This is a genomic window from Chitinophaga sp. GbtcB8 (genome assembly GCF_019091455.1).
GTDB lineage: Bacteria > Bacteroidota > Bacteroidia > Chitinophagales > Chitinophagaceae > Chitinophaga.
This window is the reverse complement of sequence record NZ_JAGXJN010000026.1, coordinates 25,076-47,122: the sequence shown is the minus strand read 5'-3', so window position 1 is coordinate 47,122 and position 22,047 is coordinate 25,076. Positions and strand designations below refer to the sequence as shown.

The window sequence follows — 22,047 nt, the reverse complement described above, 5'->3', positions numbered from 1 at the left end:
AATTACCTTCTTTCATCATACACGCCCACTTCCGCAATACGGGGAGCTTTGTTAAACTGGTCTATTGTAATGCGCACCTTTCCGCCCCATACGCGGTCAAAACGGTGGATCTTCACCCGGCTTTTGTTGTCGCCGGTGAACAGCGGTTTCCAGACACCATTCTGGAAATATTCTGCATGGTATTTAGTAATGGAGGGCCCGGCTTCCGTAATGGTAATGGCATTAAAGGGCTTATCGCGGTCCAGCACCACTTCCCACCAGGGCTGTTTTACCGTGGTATTGGAGGTCCAGGATGTGGTGAAATCATCGTCATTGGCAAAGTCCATAATGTTCATATCATCGCTCCAGCTGGAATTGGCAGGTTGGTGTTTGGCTATATTAGAGGATATAACAGGCGCTTCGCCTTCCGGCAGCTTAGCCACCGGGCCTTCATTTTTCCATTGTTTGCCAATGGCCTGCAAGGCCTGTAAAGCGTTATCATCTATCAGCCCATCCCGGTTAGGCGCTACGTTTAAAATAAAGTTGCACCAGGCATTGTTAAAAGGCACAATGTCGTCATTCACCAGCATCTTCGGATCTTTTACCGGGTCTTTCGGGAAAGTGGTTTTCCAGAACCATGCTTTATTAATAGGCAGGCAGGAAAGGGCCGGCAGGCGGTTGTTTTCCTTGGATATATGCTGGCCTGCGCCCTGCTCATAAGATTTAATGTCGGTATACATCAGCGCTTCTGCCGGGTATTTGGCTGAGTTCAGGTCCATCACCAGGCAATTGGGCTGCAGGGTTTTAATAAGGGTATAGATCTCTTCAAACGGTACTGCATCATACGAGATCCTTGACCAGGGCGCATCCCAGCCGTCTATGATCAAAGCCGTAATTTCCCCGTAGTTGCTAAGCAGCTCTGTAAGCTGCGCCTTGATCATCTCAACCTGCTGGCGGGTAATAAAACCCGGGCGTATCTTATGATGTGTATCAAGGATGGAATAATACAGGAATGTTTTTAACCCCTTTGCACGGAAAGCATTCACATATTCCCGTACCACATCCTTTTTCAAAGGGCTGTGCATTACATTATAATCGGTGGTTTTGGTATCCCAGATGCAAAAGCCGCTATGATGCTTGGTGGTTAAGCAGCCATAGCTCATATTGGCCGATTTTGCGGCGGCGGCCCACTGGTTGCAATCCAGCTTTTTAGGATCAAACAGGGCAGGGGAGGCCTCCGGGTCGGCCCAGTCCTGGTCCATGAACGTAGGAATGTTAAAGTGAATGAACATGCCAAAGCGCAGGTCCACAAATTGTTGCTGTAAATCGTGTAAGGGTGCCCGTGAGGGTGTGGTTGACTGTGCCCTTGCCAGTAGAGATATACAACAGCAAACAAAAATCCCGAAAAGCCTGTTCATTGATAGCGGTTTGAAGTGATGGGGCTAAAATTATATATTTGCCAACAATTTGCAAATAAAACGTCCGCTTATATATGAAAGCCGTTAAACCATCCTATGTTGTATTGCTTGTTTTGCTGAGTTGTTTTTCCTTCTGCTCACCGCTTATTTCCCGTTACAATGAATATGCCTACCAGCAAACCACCGCGCTGAAAGTAGATGTGCTGAAGGCCATGGACCTGGGAACAGACAGCTTTTCCCTGCATAAGGAAACACTTTCCGAACTGCAGACCAAAATTGACAAGGTCTATGAATACGAGGTGCACCGGCCCAATAATAAGATCACCCTGGAAATGTGGAATGCCATGAAAGACCCCGGCAAACACCTGTTGGGCGGTTATTTCAAATACTGGCAGGATCATGCTGTGCTCAGTAAACCCTTTATTGAAGAAGCCAAGATACAGGTAGGCGCAGCCTTTGACAAGATCGCAGAGCTGGAGAGCGGAAAAATTAAGAATGAATAATCAAGGCCATCTGTCCTTGAATAACAGAACTTCCTTCACGCAGTCTTATTCATTCTTAATTAAAACTGCCTCCACGCACAACCTATTAATATTCATTCTTAATTGTTAATTACACAGAGATGAACTTTGACGAAATATTCGATAAACTTATAAAAGACATTACTACACTGGCTAAATCTACTGTTAAGAACTATTCTGAAGCGGCGGTTAAGGATGGGAAGCAGTTCATGCAGGAATCTGAAGAAAAGCTTAAACGCTGGACCCTGCTGCTGGCCAGCAAGCAGCTGACCACCGAAGATTTTGAATGGCTGGTAATGAGCCAGAAAGACCTGGCCCGGATGGAGGCGCTTAAACAAAGTGGCCTGGCCCTGGCCCGTATAGATGCATTCCGCATGAGTATGCTCAACCTCATTATTGATACGGTTTTCAGCATTATTAAAATATAGCAGGAGGGGCAGGAATTTTGGGCGTTTACAACGAGTTAACTTTTTATTTAATTTATTACTGTTAACTTCCTGCAAGTAAAGCCATATACTATGGAATTTATGATCACCCATTACCAGATATCCCCGCTGGTGCATGGCATCCGGAAATGCCGGTTTATTTACGCTCTTGATGATGGCACCATTACGGTGGTATGTGTGAATGGCAGAAGGAAAATGCAGGATTTTCTTGCCAATACCGGTGCTATTGAGCTGGAAGAATCAGTGAGCATCTACGAAAAAGCCAATGAAATAAGGCGTATGCTGGGCAAAAAGCCCGAAGCTGTTCCGCATGAAGCGGAAGATTAACAGCCTCCCTGGCTGTTCTGTTATTGTGAATAGGCTTCAAAAGCCTCCAGGTATTTATCAATATAGGCTTGTTTGGTTTTAACTTTGTACTGCATCACAAACCGCGGATGTTCCAGGGGAACTATTTTCTCAAAAAATTGCTCCTTTTCATTCAGCGCCTGCAGGAATGCGGCATTTTTTCCCGTGCCCATACAATAACACACTTTGGTGCTGATACCGAAACCAAGCTGCTTGCGCAGGCTGCTCACAATAAGATCATGCACCGCATTGGTTAATGCTTTGCTGTCGTAATAGTTATAGTTTACCACCTTATCCTTCCCATTGCCGGCAGTAAACCCCAACGGACATACGGAGCTGATGTAAAAGTCCTGGTAAAACGCCTGCACACCACCATAGGCATGTATCATATCATACACAAAAACAGAGGATGGCTCATGCGTTTTAAACCCTTTAACCGGGATACCACATTCCTCCGCCAAACGTTTAGTATCGCTGAAAGGCACGCCGGTAGCGCCGGAGCCCAGCCTGCCCGGGTTAATGCCCAGGATCAGGCGGCGCGTGTGCGTATCATCGTAGAACTTTTTATAGAACTGCTGCATTACATCCGCAATAGCAGCCTCCCGGAAGGGATTCATGATCTGTATGCCGGGCGGTAAGGCCCCTTTAAATTCCAGTGAGCGGTTAAACTTGATCACATGATCCGCAAAAGTTTGCATCCTATAAAACTAATTAATAATTAAGAATGAACAATTAATAATCATGAGCACCAATACTTCAAATACCGGTTATACCGAAAACTTCATGATCATTCAGAATATTCATTTGTAATCATATAGCACATGAAAAGCAGAACAGAAATACCTCTCTTCATCCTCCTCCACCATCATTAATTATTAATCATTAATTATTAATTTCCCTGTTCAACCAAATCTCCCCACCATGCGAACAGAAAAGCAGCTCCTTAACAGGAGGAATTTCCTCAGGAGCACCGCCACCATTGCCACCGGCCTCAGTATGCTGCCCCTGGGCGGCTGGGCTGCCGGTATCCCCGTATCCAATGTGGAAAATGATATAAACATTATTGGCCCCAAAGCCGGTTATTCCCCCCAGGTAGGTACCCTGGTATCTATGATGGACTGGATGCGTTTTGTAGTACTGATGTCCGTAAATAAAATGCAAACCACCGACCTGGATTATCTGCATGATGCAAAGGCCAATACCATTGGCGCCATGTTATTACACCTGGCCGCCACCGAACGTTTTTACCAGATCCATACCTTTGAAGGTAAAAAATGGGGCGATTGGAGCGAGGCCGATAAAAAACGCTGGGCAATTGCCTCGGAGCTGGGCGAGCCTGCCCGGGAAGCCATTAAAGGCCATGACCTGAACTATTACCTGGATACCCTGAAAGAAGTACGGCAGCATACCCTGGATGAATTTAAAAAACGCGATGATAAATGGCTGCTGACCGTAGATAAAGACTGGCCCTGGGGCCCCACCAATAACTATTGTAAATGGTTTCATGTGTGCGAGCATGAATCTAATCATAACGGGCAAATTAAGTGGATAGCCGGCCGCCTGCCCGGCGCAAAACCTCATGAAGGATGATGGAATCTAATTTAAAATTTTGCATTTCTTAGTAATGCATTAATACTTTTACATTTAAGATTTGAAATTTTACATTTTACATTTCTAAATTTTATCCCTGATGGATGTTGAATTAACGGCAGGCCCGGGCTCCAGAGTACAACACGCCCGTTACGGCCCCGGGGTAATTATCGGCGTAAAGTATGCCCAGTACGTGGTAACCTTCATGAACAGCGGTATAGAAGAAATAGACAAAACCGATCCGCTGTTTGAGGTGCTCTACGCCGAAAACCAGACCACAGAGCTGGAAACCACCTCCGATGTGGAAAAATCACTGTTAAAGATCCTGCGCCTCTGGGGTGGCTTTTCTGAAATAGTGCCCATTGGCGACCGCTGGTCTAAAGGTACCCTGATCCTGCAGCCTGCAGATGCTGCCTTAAAACCCAAGGAAATACCGCTGGAAGCGTTCTTTCACAAGATCGTAATGGTACGCGACCGCCTGCGGGTGCTGGAACAGCAGATCAACAGCCACAAGCTGCTCAGCGATGACGATAAGGTGAACATGCAGCAGTATATTACCCGCATTTACGGCTCCCTCACCACCTTTAACGTATTGTTCCGGGATAAGGAACACTGGTTTACAGGCGAAAAGGGTAGCGGCGAATAAAAGCTGTTAGTGGTTAGCGGCCTTATTCCTTATTAACAACTAGCTACTAACCACTAACAGCTTATTTTTAATTTACATTTCTCCTAAAAAATCACTACTCTTGCCCCTCAGAAGGGGCTATTCCCTTCCGATATTATACGCTAGCAGTGCAACCATATACCTCATTGAACCGCCGCAAAGGGCTGTTACTCGCCTTTGTGTGCTTACTGCCCATGGCCCTGTGGGCACAAACCGCACGCCCGCCAAGGGATTCTGCCGGTAACCAGAACAGGGAACGCCCCGGTTTTGCAGACAGCATTCTCCAGAAAATAGAAAAGGTACAGCAAACCCTCACCCGTATCAACAACGTTACGGAAGATGGTTTTAACACCACCGAAATTGAGCAGGACCTGCCGGACATTCAATCCAACATCCAGATCATTAAGGAAAACCTGTCAGTATACAGCAGTGTGCTCAATATCAAAAACCTGCTCACCTTCCAGGTGCTTATGGGCGATATGCAGCAGCGCCTGGATGGCTGGCGTACTTCCCTGTTTAAGTACAACCGCCAGTTAGTGACCATGCAAATGGAAATGCGTGGTTTTGCCAAAGATGAGGTAATGCAGCAGCTACGTAAGGATAGCCTGCTGCAAAAGCTTTACCTGGATGAAATGGCCGATATTAAAAAGAACTGGAAGCTGGCGCGCCGCTCTGCCAAAGCCAACCAAACGCGTATTGCGCAGCTGCAGGCCAATGTATCCAAAAGTTATTTTGTGCTGATAGAGCTGCAGGATGATGTGCGCGACCGTATCCGCCAGTCCGGCATGCAGTCATTCAGCAAGGAGTATAACTACCTGTGGGAGGTAGCGGATAGTAACAAAACCAGTGTGGAGGTAATGGCCCTGGCGCGTAAGTCATACGCCGGGCAGCGCAAAATGCTGGGGTATTATTTCCGGGCGCACAAGGATAACTGGCTCTGGTTAATATTGATAGCCCTGGTGTATTTCGGCTGGGTGTTTAACGCCTTCCGTAAAATACGCCATGCCGGGCAGCAGCAGGTAATAACAGAAGCGGCATTTAAATATATTAAGCCCATACCTGTGCTGGCCGCGCTGGTAGTAGCGCTAAGCATGGCGCCGTTCTTTGATCTGCGGCCGCCTTCCGCCTACGTGGAAATGATGCAGTTCTTCCTGCTGCTTACGCTCACCATCCTTTTCCTGCGCCGCTGGCCTAAACGCCTGTTCTATTGCTGGGTGGCCATTGTGATCTTTTACCTGCTGTATTCCTTTACCAATGCCATTATTACGCCCAGGCTGTCTACCCGTATTGCTTTGCTGGTACTGAACATAACCTCTGTATTATTCGGGTGGCTGTTCCTGCCCCGCATCCGGGAGGAGCTGCCTATGAAAAAGTTCATCCGCATTGTGTCTTTCATTTACATAGGACTGAACCTGCTGGCAGCTTTCTGTAACCTGTTTGGCCGCATCAGCATGGCCAAAGTGTTTGGAACCGCCTCCATCTACAGCCTTATACAGATCATTGGCCTTGCGGTGTTCATACAAATGATTACCGAAGCGTTTTATGTGCAAATGCTGAGCAGCCGCGTAACAGCCGATACCAAAAGCCTGCTGAACTATGAGCGCATACAGGGTAAGCTTAGCAAGCTGCTTTCTATAGGGGTGGTTATTTGCTGGCTCATTATCTTTACCACCAATCTTAATTTATATGATTTTCTGCTGCAGGGTATTTTGCACCTGCTGAATGAGCCGCATAGGATAGGCAGCACCCGTTTTACCTTTGCAAGTATGGTTATGCTGGTGTTTATCCTGTACGTAGCCAACGTATTGCAGAAATACATTGGTTATTTCTTTGGGGAAACGGAAGATGGTTTCAGCGGGGAAATTACCCGCAGAGGCCCCCGCCTGGTAATGATCCGTTTATGCGTAATAGTATGTGGCTTTTTACTGGCCATTGCCGCCACCGGGCTGCCCATAGATAAGATCACCATTGTGCTGGGCGCCCTGGGTGTAGGTATTGGCCTGGGTTTGCAGGACATTGTGAACAACCTCATCTCCGGTATCATTCTCATTTTTGAACGGCCGCTGCAGCTGGGTGATTACGTGGAAATATCCGACAAAAAAGGACGGGTAAAAGATATTGGCATCCGTGCCAGCCGCCTGCTTACCACCGATGGGGCAGAAGTGGTGGTACCCAACGGGCAGCTGCTGTCCGGCCAGCTCACTAACTGGACGCTTACCAATGATCACATCCGTATTGAGCTGCCGGTTACTATCAGCCCCACGGAAAAGCTGCCTGCCGCGCAGGAAGCCATTCAGCAAACCATCCAGGCACATGCCCAGGTAATGCATAAAATGCCCGTTGATATCCTGTTCACCCACGTAAATGATAAGGAATGCGGGCTGCGCGTATTATGCTGGATCAGCAATATTGCCAATGAACATAAAGTAAAAAGTGAGCTGCTGCTGCAGGTATACCAGGCGTTGAAAGCAGCGGGAGTGGAAGTGGGGTGAGGGAAGCAGAAAGCGCAAAGCTGAAAGCTGAAAGCTTAATGCGTATTGCAGGGCTAAAAATATAAAGCAGAAAGCTGAAAGCAAGGGAACTAATCCGCTCCAATGCTTTCAGCTTTCTGCTTTATCCTTTATGCTTGTACTAATACCGGCCTTTCGCCCAATGCTTTCATTAAACGGAAATGCGATCTTACAGCTTCCATCATAGTAGGAATGCTGTTATAAGGCAGGCCATATTCGTCACATTTAGCTTTTACTATTTTACTGATAGCAGGGTAGTGCACATGGCTGATGCGGGGAAATAAATGGTGTTCTATCTGGTAATTCAGTCCGCCGGCAAACCAGGAAACTACCTTGCTGCCGGGTGCAAAATTAGCCGTAGTTTTTATCTGGTGAATAGCCCACTCGTTCTCAATCACTTTATCTTCATCCGCTACGGTCTCAAATTCAGTTTCCTCTACCACATGCGCCAGCTGGAATACAATAGACAGGGTAAAGCCCATTACAGCATGCATCACTAAAAAGCCTACCAGCCAGGCCTGCGTGCCCACCAATAAAATGGGGATCAGTATATAAAATACCAGGTACAATACTTTGCTGGCCCAGAAAATAATGTGATCATTCAGCTTCATGGGCTGCAGCGGCGTTTTATATACTTTACGGCCCAGGTATTTGATAAAATCTGTGAGGAACACCCACAGGATGGAGGAAAGGCTGTAAATAAGCGGCAGGTAAATATGCTGCACACGGTGCATGGGTACCCAGCGCTGGGTGCTGCACTGGCGGATCACCGGGCTTTTGGCAATATCATCATCCACACCGTCTACATTCGTATAGGTATGGTGTATAATGTTATGTTTCTGTTTCCAGATAAAGGCATTGCTGCCCAATGCATTTAAGGTAAGGCCCAGTACCTCATTTACCCAGGGTTTACGGGAATAGCTGCCGTGGCAGGCATCGTGCATCACGTTAAAACCAATACAAGCCAGCACAAAACCTAATACACCGCTTATTAAGATACCCGCTAAGGCCGGCATCGTCACAAACAGCAGCAACAGGTACATTCCAATAGCGCCGGGGATCAATACAGCCGTTTTAATATACAGGCGCCTGTTACCTGTTTTTTTTATGTTGTTCTCTTTGAAATACACTTCAATGGCTGCTTTCAATGATTGAAAAAAGAAAGCATTCTTGTTATTAAAAGTGATTTTTGCCATGTTGAATTATGGATAATTTTTAGTTCGGACAATCAATAAGGTGTGGCAATTGAAGATTCACTGAGAAGGAAAATATTTAATGTAAACTCAAATCAGCTAAAGTTAAATGCCTATATCTGCAACTAAGATAGTCTTTTCTATGTTAAAAAAATCATAACTATGTTATGAGCATGTTATTTAAAGTGAAGAGGCTGTAATCCAGCAGAATATATTTGGTTTATTCAATGCTTAAGACTAACTTGCACCTTTATTAGTTTTTTAAAATTTACAAATGAACACAAAATTCCAAGGAACTGTAAAGTTCTTTAACGAGACAAAAGGCTTCGGCTTCATTAAACATGATGAATCCAATAAAGAAACTTTTGTACACGTAAATGGTCTCGTACACGAGATCCAAGCCGACGACCGCGTTGAATTTGAGCTGCAGGAAGGCAGAAAAGGTATGAATGCTGTTAATGTTAGACGCATAGACTAAGACTAATCTCTTTTTTTATACCTGTAAAAAAGGTCCTGGTGAACACCGGGACCTTTTTTTTTTGCCTTAAAACCGCAGCCGGTACAGGAAATCCGGGAAAAAACCGATCTGGTACGCCGTACCCACCGCATTTTTAGCCGTATTATACTGCTGCGTCAGCACATTTTCATTGTTCGTAAGGTTTTGCAGATCCAGGTAAAATGTATGGGATAAAAAGAGTAAGTATTGTTTTACCTGGTGGATTAAAAAAAATAAAGCATGCTGTTTAAAACAGTTGCCTTATTTTATGGAAGAATGGGAAACAAAAGGCTCCAGCTTTATCCTCACATACTGCTGCAGTAAAATAGGATACATATTGTACAGGATATTGGTAAGCAGTAAAATTCCCGCCCAGGCATATTGTTTTTGCACCAGCGCATAGATCATGATGCAAATAAAAAAACAAAGCAGCACGTAATGGAAACGTTCAAACATATACGTTTTCCGGTAATGCAGCTGAATGGCCTGTCGCGTATTGCCCACCACCTTATAGTGCGGATATTTTCTGCGGACCAGGTTATTGATAACAGTACCATTCTGCGTAACCTGGTTTATATAATGTACGCCCAGCTTATGGTACACGGCTGTGGTAGTGCCCAGCTGCAATTTATTTAAAACACTCCGGGGAAGGAACAGTGTAATGATGCTGATGGCGCCGGCCACATACAGCCACAGTGGCGCTACTGAACTGTAACAGTAAATATAAATGGGCAGCAGGTTCAATACGGACCAGAAGAGGTTGGCAACCCCGTTGTAAAAGACAACCCTTTGCTTGATCCCGGCAGGCTCCATATAACAGCTGTTGGCTACTATCCAAATATACACAATAGCCTTTGCAAATACCAGCTACTCCATAGCGCCGAAAATATGTTTATTTACCTGGCCAAGCTCATCCTGGTTAATGGTATGGCCCATATTATCATATACTTTAAGGATAACCTGCGCATGTTTATCCTGCAATATGTTTGCAGTAGCGTACACGCGCTCAACAGGCACATGCATATCTGGGTTGCTGCTGCCTATGAAGATGGGGGTGCCATTAAAGTCGCCCTTATAATTTTCAGGATAGATCTTATCGCCGATCAACCCACCGGTAAAAGCAGCTGCGCCGCCATATTTAGTGGCATTACGTGTAATAAATTCCAGCATCAGGCAGGCGCCCTGTGAAAAACCCAGGAAATAGGTTTGCTCCGCTGTAATACCCTGCTGTTGCAGGTCTTCTGTTATTGCTTTTAACACATTTAGCGCAGCTGTTAACCAGGGTTCATTGCGCTCCGGCGCTGCTAAGAATGAGTTGGGGTACCAGCTGTTACCGCTGGCCTGCGGCGCCAGCAGCGCAAAATTTTGCACCGCCAGGTGAGGCGCCAGGCTGAGAATGTCCTCAGCGCTGCCACCCCGTCCATGTATCATCACCAAAGCCTTTTGAGCTTCGTTCACAGGTAATCCTGCGGTTATAATATTTTTTGTGTGCATCTTATTTGTATTGGTCTAAGTGTAAGCTCACCTGCGGCAATTCCTTTGCTATCTGCTCCCGGCTGGGTTCAAACTGGGCAGGCAGCTTCAGGCCTTCGCCCAAATGTTCCATCGGTTCATCTACCGCAAAACCAGGGCCTGCCGTAGCTACTTCAAACAGCACACCGCCCGGCTCCCGGAAGTAAATAGAAGTAAAATAATTGCGGTCCAGCACCGGCGTGGTATTGATCATGCGTTGCACTATCTTCTGGCGTACTGCCAGCTGGGAGGCGCTATCAGGTGTACTGAAGGCAATATGGTGCACGGTACCGTTGCCTGCCAGGCCTTTCAGGCTTTCCGGTGAGCAAAGGATGTCAATATAATTACCCGGTTTATCTGTAGCCGCAAAGCGGAAACGGTTGCCTTTTTCTGCTATCAGCTTATGATCCAGCTGTTCGGTAAGCAAACCTGCGGTACGTTCATAACCGTCTTCCCATATTTCTACATTGTAAAAACCTTTGATGGCATATTCAATAGGTATGGGGCCATAGGTGAATCCCTTACGTTCATCACGGTCATTAAATACCAGCTCCAGGCCTAAACCATCCGGGTCTTCAAAGTAGATCACTACTTCACCGTCAAAACGCTCCTGCGGCTCTTTGTAGCTTACACCAAAACGTTTCAGCCTTTCCAGCCAGAAGCTAAGCGCAGCAGCAGGTACGGAAAAAGTAGTGGTATTCAGCATGCCTTTACCATGGCGGCCATGTACCAGGCTTGCACCATAAGGGAAAAAGGTCATAATGCTGCCGGGGTGGCCGGCTTCATCGCCATAATAAAAATGGTATACATCCGGCGCATCAAAATTCACGGTCTTCTTCACTAAACGAACGCCCAGGATACCGGCATAAAAATCTATATTCTTTTGAGCATCACCTGCTATTGCAGTAACGTGGTGAATGCCTGTAATTAACTGGCTCATATATTTAATTTAAGGGTGGATGTTCTTTTGTTTGGTTTATTTAGCTAATGCAGCTTGTATCTCATTATCCAGCAGGCCGCTGCCACCGCCATAGTGGCGTATTACCGGCACTCCGGGCTGTAGCTGTAACAGTTTGGTGGTTAATGCAGCGCCTTCCTGTTCAGAGATGCCTGCGCAAAGCAGCACCAGGTCAAAAGCTGTTTTTTGAAATGCTGCCAGGGCTTCCTCATCCGTAGTAACGGTGATGCCTGTACGGTTTCCGGGTGTGTTCAGCAACCGGTTTATTACAGCCATGATCTCCGGGTTGCGGCCTATTGCCAGTATGTTTAAAGCTTGCATAACGGTTTAGTTAATTTGCATGGGCACTTCCATGATCAGTAATTCAGCATCAGCGCTGTTGGCGGTAATGGCAATGTTATCCGTACCGGTAATTCCCAGTCCATCGCGTTCCGCTAAGGCTTGCCCGTCTACGGTAAAGCTGCCTTTGATCACAAAAACATACACACCATTGCCCTGTTTTTTCAGGTTGTAAGTGGTTGCAAAACCAGCATCAAAGTGGCCCAGGTGAAACCAGGCATCCTGGTACAGCCAGGTACCGGCATCGTCCGGGTTAGGGGAGATGATCTGCTGTAAGGTATTATGCCGGTCTGCCGGGTTCAGAGTGATCTGGTCGTACCGGGGCGTTACATTCAGCTTGTTGGGAAACAGCCAGATCTGCAGGAACTTAACCGGTTTGGCCGGGTGGCCGTTATACTCGCTGTGGAATACGCCGCTGCCCGTGCTCATGATCTGGATATCGCCCTGGTGAATGGCCTGGGTATGCCCCATGTTATCTTTATGTTCCAGCTGGCCTTCCAGCGGAATGCTGATAATTTCCATGTTATCATGCGGGTGGGAGCCAAAGCCCTTGCCGCCAGCTACCACATCATCATTTAAGACCCGTAAAGCGCCAAAATGAACCCGGTCGGGGTTATAATAACCTGCAAAACTAAAGGTCTGGTGGCTGCTTAACCAGCCGTGGTCCGCATGTCCGCGGGTAGCTGCCGTATGTAAGGTATGTGTTGCCATAATTGTAATTTGATAACACAAATTTCCGAAAGGCAAGGGTTATGACCATTAACCTAGATTAAGAAAGCGGAAAGGAGAAAGGATAAAGCAGAAAGCAGGGAGAGTTACCTAAACAAGAAGGTCAAAAGTAAAAAGCAAGCAAATCGCCTCAATCAGCTTTCAGCTTTCCGCTCTCTCAAATAAACGTTCTTGTTCCGCTCAAGCTTTCCCTGAACTGTTTAGGCGTACAACCTTTCTTCTTTTTAAACAGGCGGTTAAAGTTAGATATATTGTTAAACCCGCACTTATAGGATATTTCAGCCACCGCATGTGTAGTATTCACCAGCAGGCGGCAGGCATGCCCCAGCCGGATCTCATTCAGGCTGTCAATAAACGTATTGCCGGTGCACTTCTTAATGAAACGGCTGAACGAAACCTCCGTCATACTTACCAGCTTTGCCACATCTGTAAGGCTGATGGCTTTGTCGTAATTAATATTCATGTACTCGAAGGCCTTCTCAATGCGCCGGCTGTTATGGTTAAACAAACCCTTATGAAAAGTGGTGTCCGACAACGTGCGCATGTTGCGGGAAATAGACAGGTCGTGCAGGATGGACATCAGCTCCAGCACCGAATCAAATCCCGCTTTCTGGTTCAGCGTCAGCAGGCGGGGAGTGAGCTGTTTGATGGTGTCCGGGGAAAACAGGATGCCGTTAGCCGCCTTTTCAAACATCACCCGCATAAAGCTTAGCTGGTTCTTACGCAGCAGCTTATCATCAAACAGGTCGCGGTGAAACTGGATGGTGATCTCCGTGATTTCCTTGCTGCGGCATTCATGCGTAAACCAGCCATGGTTCAGGTTAGGGCCTACCAGCACCAGCTCCTCTGTTCCGATAGTATCTATATGATCGCCTACTATGCGCTGCGCACCCTTTGCATTTAAGATCAGGTTCAGCTCAAATTCTTCATGATAATGTAAGGGAAAATCAAATTTATGCTTGCTGCGGGCAAAGATCATGAAACAATCGCTCTGGGTAAGCGGGGTAATTTCCCGCAGAATGTTGCTGGTGATGGCTGCGTGATTCATAACAGTGGAGCTTATATACTCAAATATAATGGATAAAATAATACCACCCCATATTCCCCGGGGCAAATTTATCAAGCGCCCTGTTTACAGGCATTCACCATGTATTCACTTTTATCGCCTTTTCAATAACGATACAATCTGATAATAAGAAGATAAAAAAGTACAAATAAGGAGTGTGTATTAAGATTAGTTTTGGATCAAATTCTTTCGTTATGAAACTCTTACAAAAAGTTTCCACCTGCAGCATTGTACTGTTGCTGTATGGGCTATCCCTTGCTGCGCAAAGCAGAACCGTTACCGGCGCTATTACGGACGACAAAAACAACCCGCTTCCCGGTGCCACCATTCGCGTGAAAAACACGCAGGTAGCCACTGTGGCCGATAACAAGGGAAAATACACATTACAATTACCCGAAGGAGCCGGAACGCTGCTGGTAACTTTTACAGGCATGGAACCACAGGAGATCCCTGTTAAACAGCGTAGTACCATTAACGTTAGCCTGTTATATTCCAACACTAATTTAACGGATGTAGTAGTGGTAGGTTACGGCCAGGTAAAAAAGCGTGACCTTACCGGTACTGTAGCATCTATTAAAGGCACAGAGATCACCAAATCTGCCGTTAGCTCTCTGGAACAGGGCCTCCAGGGCCGCATAGCAGGGGTGGCCGTTTCCCAGAACGATGCAGCTCCCGGCGGCGGCATCAGCGTACAGGTGCGTGGCACCAGCACCTTATTAGGCAGCGCAGAGCCCCTGTATGTAATTGATGGTGTGCCTGTAGCCAATGCGCGCGCCTCCATTAACCAGATGGGCGCACAGGAGCCTAACCACAACATCCTTACCAATACCAATGTGCTGTCGTCCATTTCACCGGCCGACATTGAATCCATTGAAGTATTAAAAGATGCCTCTGCCACCGCTATTTACGGCTCCCGCGGCGCCAACGGTGTAGTGCTTATCACCACTAAAAAAGGGAAAGCAGGCAAGGGCCGCATTACTTTTAATACTTCTCAGGGCATTGCCACCGTTACCAAAAAGCTGGAAATGCTGAATGCCTACCAGTATGCTGAGTATGTGAATGAAGCCTATAAGAATGCCGGCTTCTCTGATAACGACCTGCCTTATAGCGGCACTAACGGCAAGCTGTCACCGGATCAGATCAAACAGAATTTTGGCGAAGGCATAAACTGGCAGGATGAAATATACCGCACAGCGCATATCCAGAACTATGAGCTGGGCGTATCCGGCGGTAATGACAAAAACACCTATGCCGTAATGGGCAACTACCTGGTGCAGCAGGGCGTGATCAAAGGCTCCCAGTATAAACGTGGGGGCGTGCGTGTTAACCTCGATAACCAGGTGCTGGACCGCGTTAAAATTTCTACCAACCTGTCGCTTACCCGCTCTACCAATGCACTGGTGCGCACATCCGCTACCACCGCAGGTTTGGAAGGCGGTATTGTAAGGGGTGCGTTAAACTATCAGCCCATTCCGTACTACACCGTTGACAGTAATAACCAGGTGCACGTAATAGATTATAAAAATGACCGCACCGTTTCACAGGACATCTTTAACCGTTTTGGCGCCAACCCGCTGCGGTATACGGATGAAGTGCTGGCCAAACAAACCGTTACCTCCGGTTTTGGCGGTTTTAATGCTTATGTGGATCTTGCCAAAGGCCTGATGTTCCAGACCCGCCTGGGCGCCAACTATTTTGAGCAGCTGAATGAAACCTACTACCCGCGCACTGTATCAGAAGGCCGCGCCACCAATGGTAAGGCCATTGTAAGTAACAGCAGTTATACCAGCATACTCACGGAAAATTTACTGACCTATAAACATGAGATAGACAAACACCGTTTCGACTTCCTGGGCGGTTTTTCCTATGAGCGTAGCATGAGCCGTTACCGCACCTCGGAATCCCGCAACTTCCCGGACGATAAGCTGGCCTATTACCGCCTGCAGGACGGCCTTTCCACTGCGCCTACCACTTCCGGCACGCAGCAATGGCAGCTGGCCTCTTTCATTGGCCGCGCCAACTATAACTTTGCAGATAAATACCTGTTTACCTACACCTTCCGTGCAGACGGCTCTTCCCGTTTGGCAGAAGGTAAAAAATGGGATTACTTCCACTCCGTAGCGCTGGCCTGGCGTATGAGCGAAGAAGCTTTTATTAAAGACATGAATGTGTTCTCTGACCTGAAGCTGCGCCTGAGCTATGGCGAATCCGGCAACCAGGCCATTTCCCCCTATGCCTCCAAGGGCGTGCTTTCCGGCGTAATTGCCAACATGGCCAACCAGGTTATATCCGGTGTAGATGAAACCACGTTGCCCAATAAAGACCTGGGCTGGGAGCATAGCGGGCAATACAACATAGGGTTAGATGCAGCCTTTGCAGACCGCTTTAATTTTACGGTGAACGTATACCAGCGTAATACCCGCGACCTGCTGCAGCAGATCACCTTACCACCCACCAGCGGTTATACCAACCTGGCCATTAACTCAGGCAGTGTACGTAATAAAGGAATTGAGCTGGAATTGGGCAGCGCCATTTTTAATGGCGATTTTAAATGGAATGTAGCCGCCAACTTTTCCATAAACCGCAATAAGATCACAGACCTGGGTAATGTGCAGGAACAGTTTGCAGACAGGCTGGGCGCAGGTTACGGGCTGGATGTAAAACCCTTTATACAAAAAGTGGGCTTGCCCATTGGCGCTGTATATGGTTATGAAACAGATGGTATTTTCCAGAACCAGAAAGAGGTGGATGATTATAAAAGCGTACAATCCGATGCCAAAATTGGGCAAACCCGTTTTAAAGACCGCAACAACGACGGCGCCATTAATGACCTGGACCGCACCGTGATAGGCGATATTAACCCGGACTATACCTGGGGTTTTACCAATAACCTGAGCTTCAAAAATTTTGACCTGAGCATCCTGCTCACCGGTGTGCAGGGCAATGATGTATTGAACAGCAACCTGCTGAACTTTTACACCCTCAGCGGCTCCGGCAACATACCCAAATATGTGTATGACCAGGTTTGGAGAGGGGAGGGCACCAGCAATACCGTGATACAGGCTAACCAGGCCAATACCACGGCCAGCCGCTTCTCCCGCCTGTTCCTGGAAGATGGCTCCTATGTAAGGATCAAGAATGTGCAGCTGGGCTACAACTTCCCGCGCATCAAAGGTATTTCCAGCCTGCGCGTATATCTGAATGCTGTGAACCTGGCCACCTTTACCAAATACAAAGGTTATGATCCGGAAGTAAGCGCCTTTGAAAATGCCAATATGCGTGGGGTAGACCTGGGCAGCTACCCGCAATCCAGAACTATTAGTGTAGGCGTAAACGTAGGCCTGTAAATTATTCCACAGAGAAAAACATGCACACATGAACAAGTTACTCACCATAGCTTTTGCCGCGCTGGCCATAGGGGCCACGGTATCCTGCAAAAAAGCCCTGGAAGAAAAAGTATATGATTTTAAAGACCCGGAAACCTTTTACCAGACAGACCAGGAGCTGCTGCTGGGCGTGAACGGCGTATACAAGAACCTGATGACCTGGAACCTCTGGATCTCGCCCGCCTGGCAATCCGTGCTGGGGGAAGATGATGACCTGCTGCTGGATAACTGGCTGGCAGGCGGTTACAGCGGCAACCAGGCCGGCCAGTGGTACATACAACGCCCCTGGACAGGTTATTACTACGCAGTGCAGCGCGCCAACCTGGTGCTGAAATATGCTAAACAGGTTACCGGCGATGCTGCGCTGATAAGCCGCATACGTGGTGAAGCCCTGTTCCTGCGCGGGTTCTGCTATTTTGAGCTGGTAAAACGGTATGGCGCAGTGCCCCTGCGTTTAGAAGCCTACACGCCCGAACAATCTATGGACCTGGCCCGCAGCCCGGTAGCAGATGTGTACAAACAGGTAGAGACAGATCTGAAAGAAGCAGCGGACCTTTTGCCGCTTACGTATGGCGGTGAAGGTTATAGCGACAACGACCGCGGACGCCCTACCAAACCCGCGGCGCTGGGGTTATTGGCAAAAGCCTATATGCACATGGCCGGCGATGAGCTGAAACAAACCCAGTACTTTGCACAAGCCGCAGCCATGGCCAAAGCGGTAAAAGATCTGGCAGATGCCAACGGCTACCCTGCACTGGAAACATCATACATGAAGCTCTTTGATGAAGCTACCCAATCCCGCAGCAACGAAATACTCTTTGCCATTCCCGCTACACACTCACCCAACCAGGGTGCAGAGCTGCCCGGTTATTTTTCACCTCCCGGTTTTTACAGCGGTGGCGGCAGCGGTGGCTGGGTAAGCCTGCGCACAGATTTTTACAACCAGTTTGAAGCCGGCGATAAACGTGTAGCTTTTGGCAGCGCCCTGTGGACCACCTGGAAAGACCAGGGTAATGCTACCTACTACCAGATCTCCCAGCTGCCGGCAGGCGCAGTGCTGCAAAGCAACGGCACCTGGGGCGGCGAGTATGATGGCGGCGGTGGTTACGGGCAAAATACCTACACGCTCAATGGTGCTACCATCTATGGCTCTCCGCGTTACTACAGCCTTAAGTATACTGATCCTAATGCACAGGCTAAAGATGAAAATGGCAACGACCCGATCATCTTACGGTATGCAGATGTACTGCTGATCTTAGCCGAAGCAGAGAACGAAGTAAGCGGCCCTACCGCCCTCGCCTATACGGCTATTAATGCAGTACGTGCCCGCGCCGGACTGGCCCCGGTATCCGGCCTTTCCAAAGATACCTTCCGGCAAAAAGTGCGCAATGAAAGAAGGTTTGAGCTCTACGGCGAATTTCAGCGCCGCTGGGACCTTACCCGCTGGGGCACCTGGCTGCAAACCATGAACGCCGCCGGCCGCCCGCGCCTGGAATACCAGAAGCTGTACCCCATTGCGCAGGAAGAAATAGCAGGGAACAAGCTGATACCGGTGAATAACCCGGGATATTAGTTAATTACGAATTGGCAATTACGAATGCAGTAGAACAGGGTTATAGTTTAAACGGCTACTATCTTTCGTTCGTAATTCGTAATTTCCAATTCACAATTATTTCCACGTTCACTGTATCTAATGCGTAATTATTCATTACATAATAATTTGCAATTAAAATATCCGCTGCATTCAATTCGTAATTATTCATACCATAATGTCTTTTCAATGGCATTCATGGCCCGCTTTGGGTGGGCCGTAATTGACAATTTGTAATTCATAATCCATGGCTTCCCGTTTCCTCGCACTCTTACTGTTCTCGCTTTTCTTCCATACGCAGTCTTACTCCCAGTCTGACCCTCAGGCTACGCCTGCAGCCAAACAGCTGCACCAGCGCCTGTATAAGCTTATGCAGCGTGGCATTATGTTCGGTCACCAGGATGATCTGGCCTATGGTGTTGGCTGGAAATATGAGTTTGGCCGTTCAGATGTAAGATCTGTCTGCGGGGATGGCCCGGCCGTTTACGGCTGGGACCTGGGCCATCTTGAGCTGGGCCGCAGCCATAACCTGGACAGCGTACCTTTTGATAGCCTGCGGTCTTATATCCGCATGGTATATGAAAGCGGTGGTATTAATACATTAAGCTGGCATGGGAATAATCCTGCTACCGGCGGTTCTGCCTGGGATACCTCGCTGGCCGTTACCGCTATACTGCCAGGCGGCAGCAGCAGCGCTACCTACACCGCCTGGCTGGATAAGCTGGCAGATTTTATGCTGTCGCTGAAAGCCGGCGATGGTACGCTTATACCCGTGATCTTCCGTCCTTTTCATGAGCACACCGGCAGCTGGTTCTGGTGGGGACAGCACCAGTGTACCTCCATGGAGTTCAGAACCTTATGGCAATACACCATAAATTACCTGCAAATTCAAAAGCATGTGCATAACCTGCTGTTTGCCTATTCTGCAGCGGATTTCAATAATGAAAAGGATTACCTGGAACGCTGGCCCGGCGATGATTTTGTGGACATAATAGGCTTTGATCTGTATCAAAGCAGCAGCGCAGCAGATTATCAGCATTTATTACGGGAGCGCTTACACGTTTTACAGGAGGTAGCGGCCGCACACGGCATGATCCCGGCCCTCACGGAAACCGGCCTGGAAAGGATCCCGGAAGCAAGCTGGTGGACGCAAACCCTGTTACCGGTACTGCAAGATTATAAATTATCCTATGTGCTGGTATGGCGCAACGGCCGCCCGGATCATTACTACGCGCCCTATCCCGGCCAGGCCAGCGCCGAAGACTTTAAAAAATTTCACGCAAACGAACATACGCTTTTCCTGGAGGAAGCAAAAAGCATAAAGGATAAAGCAGAAAGCCCGGAACTTAAAGCTGAAAGCATAAAGCCCAAAGCAAAAAGCTAGGGTTCGGCAAACGCCATTCCTTCGCGCCAATCCCTTTTTGCTTTATGCTTTCTGCTTTCCGCTCATAAAAAAACCAAATGAAACTCGCCACTATTGACCTGATCATCATCCTCGTATACCTGCTGGCCACTATAGCCATTGGCGTTATATTGAAAAAGCGCGCCAAAGCCAGCAAGGATGCCTACATGCTGGGCGGCAAATCACTGCCCTGGTACCTGCTGGGCCTCTCCAATGCCTCCGATATGTTCGACATTTCAGGCACCATGTGGATGGTGACCCTGGCCTTTGTATACGGTTTAAAAAGCATCTGGTTCCCCTGGTTATGGCCCTCCTTTAACCAGGTATTTATGATGGTGTACCTCTCTGCCTGGCTGCGCCGCTCTAATGTTACCACCGGCGCAGAGTGGATCAGCACCCGTTTTGGAAAGGGCAGGGGCACCTCGCTGTCACATACTATTGTGGTGATCTTTGCGCTCATCAGCTGCCTGGGATTCCTGGCCTATGGTTTTATTGGCCTGGGCAAATTTGTGGAGATCTTTGTGCCCTGGCAGGTAGTGCAGCCTTATGTACCCTTTACGGTCAGCGCGCAGTACGTACCGCATTTTTATGGAATTGTGTTCACGCTCTTTGCCGTGTTCTATGCCGTAATGGGCGGCATGACCAGCGTAGTATGGGCCGATGTGCTGAAGTACCTGATCATGAGCGTGGCAGCAGTAACCATTGCCATTATTGCTTACCGCAACCTGGCCGGCAGGCAGCTGCCCGTACCGGACGGCTGGCACACACCGTTCTTTAACTGGCGCCTGCAGCTGGACTGGAGCCAACAGATAAGAGAAGTGAATGAAAAAATTAAAAGCGATGGTTTCTCCCTCTTTGGTATCTTCTTTATGATGATGGTGTTCAAAGGTATCCTGGCCAGCCTGGCCGGTCCTGCGCCTAATTACGATATGCAGAAGATCCTTTCCACCCGCTCGCCCAAAGAAGCCTCCATGATGAGCGGCATTGTATCCGTGGTGCTGATACCGGTACGTTATGCCATGATCATTGGTTTTGCCGTGCTGGCCCTGTTGTATTACAACCAGCTGAATTTAAGCACACCCCAGGGCATTGACTTTGAAAAGATCCTGCCTTCCGCTATTTCCAATTTTGTGCCCGTAGGCCTCACCGGCTTGCTGCTGGCGGGTTTGCTGGCAGCCTTTATGGGTACCTTTGCCGGTACGCTGAATGCAGCGCAGGCCTATATCGTAAATGATATTTACCTGAAATACCTGCAGCCCAATGCAGCTAACCGCAGCATCACTGCTATGAACTACCTGTCCGGTATACTGGTAACGCTGGTAAGTATTGTGCTGGGATTGTTTGCACGGGATGTGAACAGCATTCTGCAATGGATCGTATCTGCACTTTATGGCGGTTATGTAGCAGCCAATGTATTAAAGTGGCATTGGTGGCGCTTTAACGGCAGCGGTTTTTTCTGGGGCATGCTGGCCGGTATTGTGCCTGCGCTCATTTTTCCGCAGCTGTTCCCCCATACCCTGGGGCTGTATTATTTTCCGCTTATCTTCCTCATTTCTGTAGCAGGCTGTATCCTGGGTACTTACGCAGCCCCTGCAACGGATATGGATACCCTGAAACATTTTTACCGCACCGTAAAACCCTGGGGGTTCTGGGGCCCGGTACAGGCGCAGGTAATGGCGGATGATCCCGGGTTCAGGCCCAACAAACGTTTTGGTACGGATATGTTCAATGTGCTGCTGGGTATTACCGCGCAGATCTGCCTTACACTATTACCCATTTATGCAGTACTCTCTATGCGGCTTCCATTAGCCGTAACCGTTATTATACTTGTTATTGTATGTATTACGCTTAGAAAAACCTGGTGGAAGCACCTGGATGAGCAAAACATTTAACCGTGAAGCA

Annotated in this window: 20 protein-coding genes; 11 read left to right on the top strand and 9 right to left on the bottom strand. The window is 48.0% G+C overall.

Annotated elements, in window-relative coordinates; all coding sequences use genetic code 11:
• Window positions 1–2 precede the first annotated feature (2 nt).
• A complete protein-coding gene (locus tag KVT36_RS20940) occupies window positions 3–1,397 on the bottom strand; it encodes an alpha-L-fucosidase (RefSeq protein WP_217605399.1) in 1,395 nt (464 codons plus the stop codon).
• 74 nt (window positions 1,398–1,471) lie between these two features.
• Between KVT36_RS20940 and KVT36_RS20935 the strand changes: the two genes are divergently transcribed.
• The 3 genes from KVT36_RS20935 to KVT36_RS20925 all read left to right on the top strand — a co-directional run bounded on the left by KVT36_RS20935 (window position 1,472) and on the right by KVT36_RS20925 (window position 2,691).
• On the top strand, window positions 1,472–1,900 hold the full coding sequence (locus KVT36_RS20935) for a hypothetical protein (protein WP_217605398.1): 429 nt from the start codon (window positions 1,472–1,474) through the stop codon (window positions 1,898–1,900).
• A gap of 119 nt (window positions 1,901–2,019) precedes the next feature.
• Entirely contained in the window at window positions 2,020–2,346 is a 327-nt protein-coding gene (locus KVT36_RS20930; RefSeq protein ID WP_217605397.1) for a hypothetical protein, read from the top strand.
• A 90-nt stretch (window positions 2,347–2,436) separates the two neighbouring features.
• Window positions 2,437–2,691, top strand: coding sequence for a hypothetical protein (locus KVT36_RS20925; RefSeq protein ID WP_217605396.1), 255 nt, complete (start codon window positions 2,437–2,439; stop codon window positions 2,689–2,691).
• Window positions 2,692–2,711: 20 nt separating this feature from the next.
• Here KVT36_RS20925 and KVT36_RS20920 read toward each other — a convergent pair whose 3' ends face one another.
• Window positions 2,712–3,407 (bottom strand): uracil-DNA glycosylase family protein, encoded by a 696-nt coding sequence (locus KVT36_RS20920; protein WP_217605395.1) that lies wholly within the window; start codon window positions 3,405–3,407, stop codon window positions 2,712–2,714.
• A gap of 223 nt (window positions 3,408–3,630) precedes the next feature.
• Here KVT36_RS20920 and KVT36_RS20915 point away from each other — a divergent pair, with 223 nt between their 5' ends.
• The 3 genes from KVT36_RS20915 to KVT36_RS33240 all read left to right on the top strand — a co-directional run bounded on the left by KVT36_RS20915 (window position 3,631) and on the right by KVT36_RS33240 (window position 7,455).
• Entirely contained in the window at window positions 3,631–4,299 is a 669-nt protein-coding gene (locus tag KVT36_RS20915; protein WP_217605394.1) for a DinB family protein, read from the top strand.
• A gap of 100 nt (window positions 4,300–4,399) precedes the next feature.
• The gene (locus KVT36_RS20910) at window positions 4,400–4,945 is read left to right on the top strand and encodes a hypothetical protein (protein WP_217605393.1); all 546 of its coding nucleotides are present in this window, start codon (window positions 4,400–4,402) and stop codon (window positions 4,943–4,945) included.
• A gap of 146 nt (window positions 4,946–5,091) precedes the next feature.
• Window positions 5,092–7,455: a mechanosensitive ion channel domain-containing protein gene (locus KVT36_RS33240; RefSeq protein ID WP_217605392.1), complete on the top strand. Its 2,364-nt coding sequence runs from the start codon at window positions 5,092–5,094 to the stop codon at window positions 7,453–7,455.
• A 128-nt stretch (window positions 7,456–7,583) separates the two neighbouring features.
• On the opposite strand, the gene KVT36_RS20900 is transcribed toward KVT36_RS33240, so the two are convergent.
• Complete coding sequence (locus KVT36_RS20900; RefSeq protein ID WP_217605391.1) at window positions 7,584–8,669, bottom strand: acyl-CoA desaturase; 1,086 nt, start codon at window positions 8,667–8,669, stop codon at window positions 7,584–7,586.
• Window positions 8,670–8,940: 271 nt separating this feature from the next.
• On the opposite strand from KVT36_RS20900, the gene KVT36_RS20895 reads away from it, so the two are divergent.
• Complete coding sequence (locus KVT36_RS20895; protein ID WP_157308595.1) at window positions 8,941–9,144, top strand: cold-shock protein; 204 nt, start codon at window positions 8,941–8,943, stop codon at window positions 9,142–9,144.
• A 279-nt stretch (window positions 9,145–9,423) separates the two neighbouring features.
• Here the strand turns inward: KVT36_RS20895 and KVT36_RS20890 are convergent, their stop codons facing one another.
• The 6 genes from KVT36_RS20890 to KVT36_RS20865 form a co-directional block, all read right to left on the bottom strand.
• Entirely contained in the window at window positions 9,424–9,975 is a 552-nt protein-coding gene (locus KVT36_RS20890; RefSeq protein WP_217605390.1) for a hypothetical protein, read from the bottom strand.
• A gap of 54 nt (window positions 9,976–10,029) precedes the next feature.
• Window positions 10,030–10,656 (bottom strand): alpha/beta hydrolase, encoded by a 627-nt coding sequence (locus tag KVT36_RS20885; protein ID WP_217605389.1) that lies wholly within the window; start codon window positions 10,654–10,656, stop codon window positions 10,030–10,032.
• Window position 10,657: 1 nt separating this feature from the next.
• Complete coding sequence (locus tag KVT36_RS20880; RefSeq protein WP_217605388.1) at window positions 10,658–11,614, bottom strand: ring-cleaving dioxygenase; 957 nt, start codon at window positions 11,612–11,614, stop codon at window positions 10,658–10,660.
• A gap of 36 nt (window positions 11,615–11,650) precedes the next feature.
• On the bottom strand, window positions 11,651–11,953 hold the full coding sequence (locus KVT36_RS20875) for a response regulator (protein WP_217605387.1): 303 nt from the start codon (window positions 11,951–11,953) through the stop codon (window positions 11,651–11,653).
• 6 nt (window positions 11,954–11,959) lie between these two features.
• Window positions 11,960–12,682 (bottom strand): pirin family protein, encoded by a 723-nt coding sequence (locus KVT36_RS20870; RefSeq protein WP_217605386.1) that lies wholly within the window; start codon window positions 12,680–12,682, stop codon window positions 11,960–11,962.
• A gap of 175 nt (window positions 12,683–12,857) precedes the next feature.
• Window positions 12,858–13,748 carry an AraC family transcriptional regulator gene (locus tag KVT36_RS20865; RefSeq protein ID WP_254640121.1) on the bottom strand — a complete coding sequence of 297 codons (891 nt, stop codon included), beginning with the start codon at window positions 13,746–13,748 and terminating at the stop codon, window positions 12,858–12,860.
• A gap of 212 nt (window positions 13,749–13,960) precedes the next feature.
• On the opposite strand from KVT36_RS20865, the gene KVT36_RS20860 reads away from it, so the two are divergent.
• The 4 genes from KVT36_RS20860 to KVT36_RS20845 all read left to right on the top strand — a co-directional run bounded on the left by KVT36_RS20860 (window position 13,961) and on the right by KVT36_RS20845 (window position 22,037).
• Entirely contained in the window at window positions 13,961–17,113 is a 3,153-nt protein-coding gene (locus KVT36_RS20860; protein ID WP_217605385.1) for a TonB-dependent receptor, read from the top strand.
• A 28-nt stretch (window positions 17,114–17,141) separates the two neighbouring features.
• Entirely contained in the window at window positions 17,142–18,725 is a 1,584-nt protein-coding gene (locus tag KVT36_RS20855) for a RagB/SusD family nutrient uptake outer membrane protein (RefSeq protein WP_217605384.1), read from the top strand.
• A 265-nt stretch (window positions 18,726–18,990) separates the two neighbouring features.
• Complete coding sequence (locus tag KVT36_RS20850; RefSeq protein ID WP_217605383.1) at window positions 18,991–20,127, top strand: glycoside hydrolase family 26 protein; 1,137 nt, start codon at window positions 18,991–18,993, stop codon at window positions 20,125–20,127.
• Between the two features lie 77 nt (window positions 20,128–20,204).
• Window positions 20,205–22,037: a sodium:solute symporter family protein gene (locus KVT36_RS20845; RefSeq protein ID WP_217605382.1), complete on the top strand. Its 1,833-nt coding sequence runs from the start codon at window positions 20,205–20,207 to the stop codon at window positions 22,035–22,037.
• Window positions 22,038–22,047: the final 10 nt, after the last annotated feature.